Origin of the sequence: Stenotrophomonas sp. A3_2 (assembly GCF_036624925.1) — a bacterium.
Taxonomy (GTDB): Bacteria; Pseudomonadota; Gammaproteobacteria; order Xanthomonadales; family Xanthomonadaceae; genus Stenotrophomonas; species Stenotrophomonas hibiscicola.
Map to the genome: position 1 here is coordinate 22,365 of NZ_JAZKVY010000286.1, position 13,652 is coordinate 36,016.

Genomic DNA, 13,652 nt, shown 5'->3' on the forward strand with positions numbered 1-13,652 from the left:
GCATCACTGTCATGCAGCGGACATACGCAGAAGGCGCCGGCATTACTGCCGGCGCCCTTGTGCGTTTCCTGCAACGACCAAAGCAGTCGCAGTTACAGCGGACGGCCGATGCCCGAGCAGGTGCTGGGGTTGTTCACGGCACCGGCGTTGGTGGCGGTCGCAAAGCGGGTGCGGACCGCATCACGCCAGGTCTTGGTCAGCGGAATGAACTTGTGCGCGCGGATCGCGTCGTCGTTCGGCCCCTTCTCGACGCCGTTGCCATCGACGACACTGCCGTAGTGACGTGCCAGGAAGGCACGCACGTTGGCGCCCACAGTGCCATTCTTGTAGCACTGGCCGAACACGAAGTTGGTGTAACCGGCAATTGGATAGCCCGCGTTCGGGTTGCCGAACACCGGCACCCAGTTCGCCGGGTTCTCGGCGGCGGCACCGGTCGGCGGCGCAGCGGTTTCCAGCGTGGCCTGCACACTCACTTCATCCGGCGAGAAGCCCTTGACCTTGGCGATCTTGGTGGCATCGGTCAGGCTCGGGATCACGTCCGGACCGACATAGCCGACGCGGCCGTCAACGGCATAGACGGCGTTGTACAGCGCGGTGCCACCGGTGGCCGGGGCAGCGATGAAGTTCGACGGCACGCTGGTGAACAGGTTGGCGAAGGTCGACTGCACCGAGAATGCCGGCACGCCGTTGGTCAGCTTCAGGTTGGTACCCGACACGTCAGCCGGCTGGCAGGCGCTGGTCAGGAAGCGGGTCAGCAGTTCGCTGGTGCCGCTGCTTTCGCCGCGGTAGACGACCTGGATGGCGCCGGTACGGCCCAAGCCCGCCAGCTGGCTCCAGTTGTTGATCTTGCCGGAGAAGATGCCGCAGATCTGGGTGACCGACAGGTCAACCGCCGAACCGGCCTTGTTGAACGGAATGGTGACCGAGGTGGCCACCGACGGGATCTGCACCAGTGCGCCATAGCGGTTGGCGTCGCCGGACACGTTGTAGGTGCTGTTGTAGGTGCTCAGCTCGGTGCCGCTCAGCACCGAGTCGCTACCGGCGAAATGCACGGTGCCGGTGGCCTGGAACAGGCTGGAATTGTTTTCCAGGAAGGCCTTCTTGCCGGTGCCCGAACCGGTCACGGCATAGCTGAAGTTGGCCGGCAGGATGCTGTCGGCCTGGCCCTTGTACAGGTCGGCCGGCAGCGAAGCGCCGCCGCCGGTGACGGCGGTCTGGGCCGAAGCGGCACCAGCAGTGGCCAGCAGCGCGGTAGCAACCAGCGCGGCCAGGGTCTTGTACTTGTTCATGATCTTCTCCTGAAGGGTTTACTGCGAAGGGAAACGCCAAGGGAGGAACGGTCACTACACGCCTGCTGCCGCCGAGGGCCTCCCAGCCCACTCTGCGGCGACGTGTCCATGCTGGTCCGCACCGATGACAGGCCGCTTAAGAAACCTGTGGAAGATCGAAAAAAGGTGTGGAGGATTGTGTGGAGAATCGAAGGCACGCCGTGCTGCGCGCTCGCCGGGCATGGCCCGGCGCTACCCGTGTTGCGCTTTGCGCATCACTGCACCAGCTGGTTCATTTCCATGATCGGCATCAGCACCGCCAGCACGATCGTCAGCACCACGCCGCCCATCACCAGGATCATGGTCGGTTCCAGCAGGGCGGTCAGCGCCATCGCGCGACGCTCGATCTCGCGTGAGATGGTCTGCGCGGCGCGATCCAGCAGCGGCGCCAGCGAACCGGTCTTCTCGCCACTGGCCACCAGATGCACCAGGATCGGCGGATACACTTTCTGTACTTTCAATGCAGAACCCAACGCAGCGCCTTCGCGTACGCGCGCGGACACATCATCGGCACAGCGCGCCAGCAGCGCATTGCCCAGGGTCTGCCGCGCCGCCTCCAGTGCACGCAGCAGCGGCACGCCGGCATCGAGCAGGATTGCCAGCGTCGAGGCGAAACGCGCGCTGTTCACGCCCAGCACGAAGCGCCCGATCATCGGCAGCCGCAGCAGCATCGCGTCCCAGCGCAGGCGCAGCTCGGGCCGGCGCAGCGCCAGTCGCCAGGCCACCCCCAGCGCAGCGATGCCCAGCCCCGCCCACACGCCCCAACTGCGCACGAAAGCACTGGCCGCCAGCATCACCTGGGTCAGCATCGGCAGCGTCTGCCGCGCCTGCACGAACGCGGTCACCACCTGCGGCACCACGTAGCTGAGCAGGAAGATCACGATCGCCACCGACACCAGGCTGATCGCCGCCGGGTAGATGAAGGCGGTCAGCACCTTGGCCTGCAGCGCGTTGCGCTCTTCGATGTAGTCGGCCAGGCGCTCCATCACTCGCGCCAGGTCGCCGGAGTCTTCACCCGCCCCCACCAGGGCCCGATAGATCGGCGGGAAATCGCGAGGCCGCGCGGCGAGTGCCACGGTCAGGCGCTGGCCAGCACGTACATCCGCACGCACGGCAGTAAGCGCCTGCGCCACGTGCGGGCGCTCGGCCTGCTCGATCACCGCACTCAAGGCACCTTCCAACGGCAGGCTGGCGGCCAGCAGGCTGGCCAGCTGGCGCGTGGCCCAGGCCAGCTCACTGGCTGACAACCGGCGAGCACCCCAGCCACTGCCGGCACTGCGCGCCGCACTGACCTGCACAGGCGTCAGCCCACGCCCGCGCAGCAGCTGACGCGCACCGCGCGGGCTGTCGGCGTCCAGCTGGCCTTTCTCGATGCGGCCCTGCGCGTTGGCGGCCTGATAATCGAACAGTGCCATCGTCGTCTCAGTCGTCGCCGGTGACGCGCAGGATTTCTTCCAGCGTGGTCACCCCGCTGTCGACCCAGCGCTGGCCATCCTGCCGCAAGGTCCGCATGCCGGCGCGCCGCGCCGCCTCGCGCAGCGCCGGCTCGCCCTGCCCTTCATGGATCAACATGCGTACCCGGTCGTCCACCACGAACAGTTCATGGATGCCGGTGCGTCCCCGATAGCCGCTGTTGGCACAGGCCGCGCAGCCCACCGCACGCCACACAGTGCGGCCCTCGCCGTCCACCTCGGCACGCCGGCACTGCGTGCACAGCCGCCGCACCAGCCGCTGCGCCAGCACGCCGCGCAACGAGGACGCCAGCAGGAACGGCTCCACACCCATATCGGCCAGGCGGGTCACCGCCGAGATCGCATCGTTGGTGTGCAGCGAGGCGAGCACGCCATGCCCGGTCAGTGACGACTGCACGGCGATCTGTGCGGTTTCCAGATCGCGTATCTCACCGATCATGATCGTGTCCGGATCCTGGCGCAGGATCGCGCGCAGCGCGGTGCCAAAGCTCATGCCGATACGCGCATTGACCTGGATCTGGCCGATGCCGGCGAAGTCGTACTCCACCGGGTCTTCCACGGTGAGGATGTTGCTGGTGCTGCTGTCGAGCTGGCCCAGCGCGGCGTATAGCGACGTGGTCTTGCCGCTGCCGGTCGGCCCGGTCACCAGCACGATCCCGTGCGGCTGCCGGATCAGCCCGGTGAATGTGGCCAAGGTGTCATCGGCCATGCCCAGGCGCTGCAGCTGCAGGCGGCCGGCATCCTTTTCCAGCAATCGCAGCACGGCGCGCTCGCCATGCCCGGTCGGTACAGTGGAAACACGGATGTCCAGCGGCCGCCCGCCCACGCGGATCGCAATGCGCCCATCCTGTGGCAACCGCTTCTCGGCGATGTCCAGGTGGGCCATGATCTTGATGCGCGACACCAGCGCTGCATGCAGTGCGCGCCGTGGCTGCACCATGTCGCGCAGCGTGCCGTCCACCCGGTAGCGCACCACCGAATGGGTCTCGAACGGCTCGATATGCAGATCGCTGGCACCGTCGCGTGCAGCCTGTGCCAGCAACGCATTGATCATGCGGATCACCGGCGCATCGTCCTGCGCATCCAGCAGGTCGGTGACCTCCGGCATGTCCTGCATCAACCGGTCCAGATCGACTTCACTCTCGGCGGCCCCCACCACGGCAGCGGCATCGCCGCCGTCACGGTACTGCTCGCCCAAGCGCTGCTGCCAGGCTGCCGCATCCAGCATCTGGAACGGAAGCGGGCCATGCCGCCGGCGCAGCTCGGCCACGGCCCACGCTGCGGTGTCGGCGGTGCCCAGCAACACGGGCTCGCCGCCAACTTCGGACAGCATCACGCCATGGCTGCGCACCCAGGCGTACGCCAGCGGCGCGGAAGCGCTCACGGCCCGATCACCAGTTCCGGCGTGTAGCCCAGCCCGCGCAGCTGCTGCAGCGCAGGGTCCAGCGTCGCCGGATCGCGCGGCAATCGCACGCGCAGGCGTTGCCCGCTCTCGCCGGGCGTCGCTTCAGCATAGGCCTGCAGGCCCAGTGCCCGCACCTGCGCCACGCCCTGGCTGGCACGCGCCGGGTCCAGTCCCTGCGCGAACTGCACCAGCTGCGCATCGCCGTCACCGGACGGATACAACGCGGCCAGGCTGGTGTTCTGCAACGGCTGGCCCCGGCCATCGCGCGCATTGCCCTGGCCGAGTACAGACAGGTCCTGCGGTGGCAGCTGCGGTGCCGACAGCGCCGGCAAGGCCCAGCTCTGTACTGGCTGCGCGCCCGCCTGCGCGTTGCGCATGTAGTCGTAGCGGTCGCGGGTCAGGCGCTGGCCGGCGGCCGGGTCACGCACCACGTGCGGGCGCAGGAACACCATCAGGTTGGTCTTGGCGCGCTTGCGCGTGTCGCTGCGGAACAGGGCGCCCAGCACCGGGATCTTTCCCAGCCCCGGCACCGCATCACGGCCATGGCTGACGCTGTCTTCCAGCAGGCCACCCAGCACCATGATCTGGCCATCGTCCAGCAGCACGCTGGTATCCAGGGCGCGCTTGTTGGTGATGATGCCGGCCGTGCTGTTCGCGCTCTGCGCGTCGATGCTGCTGACTTCCTGGTAGATGTCCAGCTTCACCGTGCCGCCTTCGGAAATCTGCGGGCGCACGCGCAGCTTCAGGCCCACGTCCTCGCGCACGATGGTCTGGAACGGGTTGTTGCTGCCGCCGCCACCGTCGGTCACGTAGCGCCCGCTGACAAACGGCACGGTCTGGCCGACCATGATGCTGGCCGCTTCGTTGTCCAGCGTCATCAGGTTCGGCGTGGACAGGATGTTGGCGCCGCCCTTGCTCTGCAGTGCGTTGGCCAGCGCTTTCATGTTGAGGATCTGGCCGACACCTGGAAGGTTGATGGTGCCGTCGATCACGCCGATCTTCAGGCCATCCCGGGGAAGCACGTCCAGCGTGGTGCGGGCACCGGTATTGAGTCCACTGCCGCCGGTGGCGCCACCGAAGTGGGTGCCACCAAAGGTGCGTCCATTGCCCAGCATCCACTGCACGCCCAGCTCGGCCGCATCGGTCTGGTTGACCTCCACGATCAGGCTCTCGACCAGCACCTGTGCACGGCGCTGGTCGAGCTGGTCGATCACCCGTCGCAGGTTGCGGTACACCGGCTCCGGCGCCGAGATCAGCAGCGTGTTGGTGGCCACGTCCGCCTGCACCGAGATGCCGTTCTCGCTGAAGCCGGTGCTTCCCGCATCGATCGGGTCACGCCGGCTCGGGTCCAGCCGCTGCGATTCCAGCGCATTGCTTCCGGTCTTGGCCTGCTGCGGTTGCGACGGCTGCGCCGGTGCGGAACGGCTTGCATCGCCAGGCAGTGGCGTGATGCCTTCATTGCTGCCCACTGCCGGCGCATCGCTCTGCCCCGCAACCACGCCCCGCAGCACGCCGGCGAGCTGATTGGCCTGGGCATTGCGCAGGTAGACCACATGCAGGTTGCCGGACTCGTCCTGGGCGCGGTCCAGCTTCTCCACCAGCTGCCGCGCCAGACGGGTGCGGCCGGGGCTGCTGGAACGCAGCAGCACGCTGTTGCTGCGCGGGTCGGCCATCACCACCACCTTCTGGCTGGGCTCGGCGCCCTGCGCATCCAGCAGCGGCGCGACCATCGCCGCGACGTCCACAGCGATGCCCTGCTGCAGCTTCACTACATCGGTGTCCATGCCGGCCGGAGTATCGACGCTGGCGATAACCCGTGCGATGCGCTCCAGGTTGTCGGCATAGTCGGTGATCACCAGGGTGTTGTTGCCGGGGTTGGCAGTGATCGGATTGTCCGGACTGATCATCGGCCGCAGCACTGCCACCAGCGCGGCAGCATTCTCGTAGCGCAGAGGGAAGATGCGCGTGGCGACCTCGCCCCCCGCACCGCCGCTGCCGACGCGGCCGCCGAGCAGCTTGGCATCGGCCTGCGGCACCACCCGGCTGACGCCACCGTTCTCGACCACCGCAAAGCCGCGCATGCGCAACGCGCCGAGCAGCAGCTGATAGGCCTGGGTGCGGCTGACCGGGCCATCGGAGACCACCGTCATCTTGCCGGTCACCCGCGGATCGACCAGGAACTGGCGGCCGGTGAAGCGCGCTGCCATGCGCAACACGCCACCAATATCGGTGTCCACCAGGTTCAGCTGCACCGGCTCATCGCCTGTGTCCTGCGCCGCCACCGGCGCCGGCATGTGGGCCACGCCCACGATCAGGGCCAATGCGGCACTGCAGGCAAGGCTGCGCATCGCCCTCATGGATGGGCACCCGCAGGGGCCACCATCACGATGTGTCCTGAAATCCGTGCCGCCGGCATGTTCGCATCCCCTGTGCGTGTCAATTGCAGCTGCTGCAGCTCGATGGCAGGGTCGGCCAGCAGCGGCAGCAGCCAGTTCCATAGCGCATCGGCAGGTACGGCCCGTACCTGCAGGTGCCAGCGCCCGTCGCGCGCTTCGATATGCAGGCCGCCAGCCAGACCGGCGGCCTTGATCTGGTCACGCAGTCCGGCCAGGGTCGGATGCTGGCCCTGCGCCAGCTGCTGGCGCTCACGGGCGTGCAGCAGCGGTGCCAGTGCGCGCTGCTGTGCCTGCAGCCGTGGGAGTTCGGCCTGCCAGTGCGTGCGCTGCTTCAGCAAGGGCTCCAGCCATAACGACCACAGGCCCGCCACCAGCAGCGCCACCACCATTACCCACAGCATCAGCCGGTCGCGCGGTGGCAGGCGTTGCCAGCGCTGCTGCACGCCCGCCAGCCCCTCGCTCAGCCGCAAGGTTCGCGTCGTCACTGTCCCGCTCCGCTCACCCGCAGGCGTCCACCGGCATCGCGCACCAGCTGCAGCCCCTGCGCCTGCACCGCTTGCTGCCAGCGCTCAAGCCGCTGTGGATCGTCGGCCAATGCCCGAGCATCAGCGTCCAGCTCCAGGTACACCTGCCCGGGTTGGTAGTGCAGGCTGTGCACCTGCCCCGCCAGCTCCGGAACCGCGTGCAGCGTGCTGGCGACCTGACGCTGCAGCGCCGGCAACGGCGGCGCTGGCGGCGGAACCGCAAGCGCTCGCCTTGCCTGCAACACCGGGTCCACCACATCGGTGATCTCCGGGAAGCGTGCGCTGAACTGCCGTGCCATGTCCTGCTGCAGCGCCTCACCCTCGATCCGCCAACGCGAGACCTGCCACTGCAGCCCAAGTGCGGCCAACAGCACCGCCGCCAGTGCCAGGCCGATCGCCAGTCGCGGCGCTTGACGGCCTGCGCCGGGCAGCGGCAATGACCAACCCGGCAAGGGGCCACAGGCCTGCAGTTCATGCGCGACGGCGGTGGCCGGCAGGCTGCCCGGCCACGCCGGCGGTACGCTGTCGATCCATTGCACGGCCTGCACGCCGGCCTGTTGCAGGCGGGTGGCCAACGCCTGCATCGCCGCAGACGCATCACGTCCGCCATACCATTGGACAAGTCCCCGATCGCGCCCGCTGCGCACCAGCAGATGCTCGCCGCTGACCTGCAGCGTGGCGTGGCGGTCCTGCCAAGGCAGCAGCAGTGGCGTCGGATGCAACGCCTGCAGCTGCAGCGCGCACGAGGCCAGCAGCTGCTGCGCCTGCGTAATGGCCTGCTGGCCGAGCCAGGCCACCGGAACCGTACCGTCTGCCGCCTGCGCACCGTGGGCCAGCGCCACGTCCTGCAGATCATCCAGCAGCATGGCCTCCACCTCGCCCTGCAACGCCGCGTGCAGGCGGCGCCCGGACAGCGGCGGCAGCTGCAGTTCCAGCAGGATCAGGTCGTTCGGATCAAGGCAGGCGTGCACCGTGGCCCGCGGATGCCGCAGGCCCAGCGCCGCCAGCGTGTCGCGGCCGTGGGCGAGCACCTCGCCCTTGTGCAGCTGCGCCCAGTCCACCGCGCTGTCAGCGCGCAGGTGCGCCAGCGCCGGCAGGCGCACCCGAAGCTGCACGGTCATGCGCCGATCCTCGTCCACACCCGTTGTACACGCACCCCGTCGTCGCGGTACTCGCGCCAGAGCAGCGCGCGGAAATCAACCGCGCTGCCGTCGGCCTGCACCCGGCCGACGGCCAGGAACCACTCGCTATGGATACCCAGCGGAAGCACGGCCATCTGTTCGTTGCTCAGTTGGAGTCGGTTGGCGATGTCACCGCGGTTGAGCAGCCAGTGGCCGGCGTCGCGCTCAGCGAGCAGCGCCTGCAGCCTTGCCGGTTCCACCGCAGGCGCCACTGCCTGCAGGACGCTCAGGTCGCAGGTATTGGCGTTGACCAGGGTCTGCGCGGGCAACACCACTGTGCGCCGCGCCAGCGCCTGCAACGCCACCGGGTCGGCGCCGGCCAGCGCCTGTTCGATCAGTGATTCGCGCGGCAGCGGCGCCTGCGCCGGCATATCACCGTCGCGCAGGCGCGCCTGGATGCGGTCCACCGCGGATGCGCAGGTGCCCTGGCCCAGCCCCTGCCCGGCACACAACGCGACGAACGCGCCCCGCGCCTCAGGGTCCGGCCTGCCATGGGCCAGCAGGTTGCGCAGGTTGAACATCGACTGGGCATCGACCAGCTGCAGCTGCACCGGCAACGGTGCCTGCAGCTGCAAAGGACGCGCCCAGCGTCCGCCGCGCACCGTGGTCAGCTGTTCCTTCACATCCTCACGCAGCTGCTGCGCCGCACGCTCCAGCGTGGCGTCCACCGCCATGCGCACCTGCGCGCGCAACTGGTCGCCGCGCAGCGCACGCAGCTGCGCCGACTGCCGGGTCAGCAGCGCAGTGGCAATCACGGCCACCAATGCCACCACCAGCAAGGCGACGATCACCGCCACGCCACGCTGGTGGATGCATGAAATCGAACGCGTCCGGGCTGCCATCAGCACGCCTCACAGCTGCCAGGAGCCGATATCCGCGTTTCCGGCGTCGCCACCGGGCTTGCTGTCCGCACCCAGCGAGAACACATCGATGTCGCCATGGGTTCCGGGAACCTGGTACTGGTACGGATGGCCCCACGGATCATTCGGCAGGCGATCCAGATACGGCGTCACCGGCAACGCACCGCTGCCCTGCGGCGGCTTCACCAGCGCCTGCAGGCCCTGTTCGGCACTGGGATAGCGCCCATTGTCCAGCTTGAACAACTTCAGCGCCTGCATCAGCGCCGCGATGTCCTGGCGCGCCGCCACCACGCGCGCCTGGTCCGGACGGTCCATCAACCGCGGCACGATCAGCGCGGCAAGGATGCCGATGATCACCACCACCACCATGATCTCGATCAGGCTGAAGCCCTGCTGCCGAGCCCTGCAACCACCTGCCTGCCTTGCCATTGTTCCGCCCTCGTCATCCTGGAAGAGACCGCTGCACCATGGTCAGCGGTGCATGTGTCAGTACGATAAACATCCGCCTGCGATTCGCTGCGCGGTTGCCTGTGCGGGCGCACGTGCAGCCGGCACGCGTGCCGCCTCGAGCAGGTGTTGCGGCACGCTGGCCAGTGTCTGGTCGATGCACTCGCGCAACAACGGATGCACGCACGCCTGCAGCAGGCGCACGCACTGCGTCGGCGACCACGCGGTGCCGTGGTCGAGGCCGATGAACATGCGGTAGGCCTGGTGGTAGCGCAGGTCGTCGTACACGCGCTGCGCAGTGTTGAGATCACGCACGATCACCAGCAGGGCCGCACGTTGCAGCAGTCGCGCATCGGCTGCGCCAAGCGGCAGCGCGCTGATGGCCGCGTCGGGCCAGGGCCACAGCCGCAGGTCGAGGGCCTTTCGAAGTGCCGCCAGTGGATGCGCACTGCTGTCCAGTGCCGCCCAGCGCGCCGCATCCGCCCAGGCGTCACTGGACAGCACCCAGACCCACGAGCGTCCATAGCGCTGTACGTTCAGGGGCGTGTGCCGTGCCTGCTCCAGCGACTGGCTCAGGTGGCGATCCAGCTCCAGCATGCTGATCCTGCGACTGTCTTCCATCTGCGCCGCCCCTGCTCCACGACGCGTGGTGCGTCGTACTCTGGAGAAGACGTCAGCAAGGCAGGTGAAGCGACACCGCGAATGCAACTCTGTGCACGGGGTGGCGCTTCATCGGCAACGTCATCGCAGCGTCATCCGCCTGCAGGCTTCGCGCTGCAGCCGCGGTGCGTCACCCCCACAACGGCGGGCCAGTACCGCCACGTCGCTGCGGGCAGCGAATGCGACCAGTGCATCGGTCATGTCCACGTCATCGCACCATGACGCCAGCGCAACGCGCAGTGCGGGCAGCTGCCAGCCCTCCATCACCCCATGGGCGCCCGCCACGAACCAGTGCCAGAGCCGATGATGCAGTACCTGCTCATGCAGCTGCGTGAGATCGTCGATGCCATGCATGCCCGCCAACAGCAGTGCGCGTGCGAGCACCGCAGGCGGCAGCGCCCCGGATTCGACCAAAGGCATCTCCTGCTGCTGCAGCCGCAGCAGCATCGCCAATGGGTGTGACTGCGGATTGAAGTCCAGCAGCACCGCCTGCTGCTGCCACTGCGCGTCAGACACCACGCACACCCAGGGCGAACCATAGCGATGCACCATCAGGGGCCTTCGCTGGGTGGTTTCCAGCAATGCAGACAGATTGCGGCGCAGATCGAGCACACCGATGGTCTCGTTGCGCATCCTTGGATTCTCCTTGCTTGCAACAGCCCGGCGCGGCGCGCACGGCCAGCGCCTTCATCTATCCAAGGACGGCGATGCCACCCGGAAAGCGACGCAGATCCAGCGACATCGTCCGTCGCAGCTGCTCCAGCGCCGCGTCCGGATCATCGATGCGGAAGCGGCCGCTGACCGGGGCGCGCGCCAATGCCGATTCGCCCAGCAGTACCTTGCCGCGGCGGTAACGGTTGATCTCCTCCACCACCTCACGCAGCGGTGCGCGGCGGAACACCAGCATGCCCTCCGTCCAGGCACTCACTTCCGACGCCACGGCCTCGGCCACCACACCACTGAGGCGCTCGTCGTACCGGGTCTGCTGGCCCGCCTGCAGCCGCAGCCGGCCCTGCGGATGCTCGATGCGGGCACTGCCGTGCAGGCAGGTCACCCGCACCTGGCCCTGGGTGTTGCGTACGTCCAGGCGCACCGCGCCCTCATCGGCAATCACGCAGCCCGGGCCCGCGAACAACGCCAGGCGCAGACCGGCCTGGGTCTCGATCGCGGCCTGGCCCTGCACCAGCTCGAAGCCTTCGCCCTGCGTGTGCGCGCGGCGGCGCAGGCTGCTCTGCGTATCCAGTTCGATCTTCAGTTGCGGCGAGGGCGCGATCTGCAGTCGCTCACCGGTGCCGGTATGGAAATCGGCTGCCATGGCTGTCACCGAGGGCCACAGGCCCATCGGCGGGCGGATGGCCGCCACCACTACCAGGCTGGCCGGGGCGGCAATCGCGGCGCCCAGGAAGGCGCGTCGGCTCCAGCGCTGGGCCGGCGTCGGCGCGACCGGTTGACGCGCGGCCGCTGGCAGCTGCTCGCCGGCCAGCCGCACCTGCTCCCACTGCCGGCGCGCACGGCCAAACGCTTCGCGATGGCGCGGGTCGGACTCGCACCACGCGCGGAACCGGCGCCCGTCGGCGGCGGTCGCCTCGCCCGAGGTCAGCCGCACCACCCACGCGTGCGCCTGACGCTCGACGGCATCCAGCGGGCGTTGCGGGCGATCGTCAGGATCCATGGGGGCTCATGCCGGACCCGCACGCTGCGGGGTTCTGCTCGGCGTCAAAGTGTAGACGGATGCCGCCGTTCAGAACCGCACCTGGCGCCCCGTTCCACTGCGCTCGGCCAGATAGTCCTGGGCGGCCTTCAGCTCACGCTGCACCAGCCGCAGCGACACACCGAGGTGATCGGCGACATCGCGCTGCTGCAGGCCGTCGACACGGATCGCCAGCAGGATGCGGCGACGGCGCTCGGGCATGCGCTGCAGCAGGCCGACCATGTCTTCCAGCGCGAAGTCCAGTTCAGCCGCCTGCGCCGGGCCGGGTGCAGGGTCGGCCATGTCCATCAGCGTATCCACCTCCTCCAGGCTCAGCAGGCGGTGGTCAGCACGTTGGCGGTCGATCACGGTATTCATTGCCATGCGCAGCAGGTAGGCCGCGGGGTTCTGCACGGCATCCAGGCGGTCACGCCGCGCGCTCAGGCGCATCCACGTGTCCTGCAGCGCGTCGCCGGCCAGCTCCTCCGAGCCCAGCTTGCGCACCAGCCGGCGCTTCAGTTCATCGTAGGCACCCAGAAGGTGGTCCATCAGGTCAACTGCCCCAGCCGTACCGTTGCTCATGTTCGAATCCTTGAAGTCATGGAAGGGGCGCGCGCGCGCCACAGTCGTGGTCGGTGCCGGAAGGTCGGATCTGCAGCGTTACCGGCTGCGGCAGCGCAGCGGCATCGGGTGCCAGCACCAAGTGCTGCAGCGCCTGCAGCAGGCGCGCATCGCGGCGCTCGCTGCCACTGCCTGACAGCAGCTCGGGCGCATGCACCTGGCCCTCGCTGTCGACACGGAAACGCAGCGTCGCGGCATAGCGGCCGGGAGCGATCTCCGGGTCGTCACAGAACACCGCACGCAGCCGCTGCTGCAGCCCACCATAGCGACGTCGACGTTCCGCATCGGCGAGTTCCGCGCCGACACCGGGTTCGGCAGCCAAGGGCGTGTTCCGGCGCAGCACCACACGCTGTTTGCCGATCACCTCGGCCTCGACGCCGGAGTCCTGCAGCAGCGCCTGCAGGGCGGGCAGCGGCGGCAGGCTGGCGCGCAGCGCACGGCTGCTGCGGCCCGCGGCAAGATCGCCCGGGTACATCACGGACCACCCACTGATGACGCTGAAGCGCTCGACCGCCTGTTCCAGCGGCTGCGCAGGGATGTCGTAGGCATGAACACCGTCCTGCCCGGCAGCGGCAAAGGACAGCAGCAGCCATGCCGCGATGGCCACCTTCCAAGTTCTGACCGCATGGTGTCCATTCAGCCCCCTGACGTAGAACACATGACCCTCGGCAGCGACAGCAGCTGCAGTGGACGCGCGCCAAGACCGGAACCCCGGCCCGCGCGCGACCCGCAAGCGGGCTCAAACCGTACCGGGGTCACATGTCATTGCGATGACCGCCGCCTACAGCCGACCTGAAGCCAATCACCCATCAGGAATCAATAAATCGAACAGACCACCTCATCCACGCCTGGGGTCAGAGCCCGTTGCGCAGCAACGGGATCCGACCCCGTGCCGACCCAGACGTGTCGACCAAGGTCGACACCCACCAAGAGCAGCTCATGCCGTTCCGGCAGATCGTGGAAATCTGTCGAAGGCGGGGTGGGTCCGGTTGCGGGGGCGTGAGCCGCATGGATGCGGCGACCGAGCCTACATGGACGTACTTGCAGCGTCCCCCGCAACCGGACCCA

Annotated in this window: 13 protein-coding genes; all 13 read right to left on the reverse strand. The window is 68.4% G+C overall.

Going from position 1 to position 13,652, the window contains the following annotated elements; all coding sequences use genetic code 11:
• Positions 1–92: 92 nt before the first annotated feature.
• Positions 93–1,289 carry a substrate-binding domain-containing protein gene (locus R5H29_RS14005; protein ID WP_155029658.1) on the reverse strand — a complete coding sequence of 399 codons (1,197 nt, stop codon included), beginning with the start codon at positions 1,287–1,289 and terminating at the stop codon, positions 93–95.
• Positions 1,290–1,543: 254 nt separating this feature from the next.
• Complete coding sequence (gspF, locus tag R5H29_RS14010) at positions 1,544–2,743, reverse strand: type II secretion system inner membrane protein GspF (protein WP_332329313.1); 1,200 nt, start codon at positions 2,741–2,743, stop codon at positions 1,544–1,546.
• A 7-nt stretch (positions 2,744–2,750) separates the two neighbouring features.
• The gene (gspE, locus tag R5H29_RS14015; protein ID WP_332329314.1) at positions 2,751–4,184 is read right to left on the reverse strand and encodes a type II secretion system ATPase GspE; all 1,434 of its coding nucleotides are present in this window, start codon (positions 4,182–4,184) and stop codon (positions 2,751–2,753) included.
• Positions 4,181–6,562, reverse strand: a complete 2,382-nt coding sequence (gene gspD / locus R5H29_RS14020; protein WP_332329315.1) for a type II secretion system secretin GspD — start codon at positions 6,560–6,562, stop codon at positions 4,181–4,183. The genes gspE and gspD overlap by 4 nt, the downstream gene beginning before the upstream one ends.
• Positions 6,559–7,086, reverse strand: a complete 528-nt coding sequence (gspM, locus tag R5H29_RS14025; protein ID WP_171953001.1) for a type II secretion system protein GspM — start codon at positions 7,084–7,086, stop codon at positions 6,559–6,561. The genes gspD and gspM overlap by 4 nt, the downstream gene beginning before the upstream one ends.
• Positions 7,083–8,246, reverse strand: coding sequence for a type II secretion system protein GspL (gene gspL, locus R5H29_RS14030; protein WP_312544663.1), 1,164 nt, complete (start codon positions 8,244–8,246; stop codon positions 7,083–7,085). Before gspL ends, gspM begins: the two co-directional genes overlap by 4 nt.
• Complete coding sequence (gspK, locus tag R5H29_RS14035; RefSeq protein ID WP_164143854.1) at positions 8,243–9,148, reverse strand: type II secretion system minor pseudopilin GspK; 906 nt, start codon at positions 9,146–9,148, stop codon at positions 8,243–8,245. Before gspK ends, gspL begins: the two co-directional genes overlap by 4 nt.
• A gap of 9 nt (positions 9,149–9,157) precedes the next feature.
• A complete protein-coding gene (gspG, locus tag R5H29_RS14040) occupies positions 9,158–9,595 on the reverse strand; it encodes a type II secretion system major pseudopilin GspG (protein WP_049440019.1) in 438 nt (145 codons plus the stop codon).
• Between the two features lie 57 nt (positions 9,596–9,652).
• Positions 9,653–10,234, reverse strand: a complete 582-nt coding sequence (locus R5H29_RS14045; protein ID WP_164143855.1) for a hypothetical protein — start codon at positions 10,232–10,234, stop codon at positions 9,653–9,655.
• 120 nt (positions 10,235–10,354) lie between these two features.
• Entirely contained in the window at positions 10,355–10,906 is a 552-nt protein-coding gene (locus R5H29_RS14050) for a hypothetical protein (RefSeq protein ID WP_111098548.1), read from the reverse strand.
• 58 nt (positions 10,907–10,964) lie between these two features.
• The gene (locus R5H29_RS14055; protein WP_332329316.1) at positions 10,965–11,945 is read right to left on the reverse strand and encodes a DUF4880 domain-containing protein; all 981 of its coding nucleotides are present in this window, start codon (positions 11,943–11,945) and stop codon (positions 10,965–10,967) included.
• A 69-nt stretch (positions 11,946–12,014) separates the two neighbouring features.
• Positions 12,015–12,545: an RNA polymerase sigma factor gene (locus tag R5H29_RS14060; RefSeq protein ID WP_026347004.1), complete on the reverse strand. Its 531-nt coding sequence runs from the start codon at positions 12,543–12,545 to the stop codon at positions 12,015–12,017.
• Positions 12,546–12,561: 16 nt separating this feature from the next.
• Positions 12,562–13,242 carry an STN domain-containing protein gene (locus R5H29_RS14065; protein ID WP_111103366.1) on the reverse strand — a complete coding sequence of 227 codons (681 nt, stop codon included), beginning with the start codon at positions 13,240–13,242 and terminating at the stop codon, positions 12,562–12,564.
• Between the last annotated feature and the right edge of the window lie 410 nt (positions 13,243–13,652).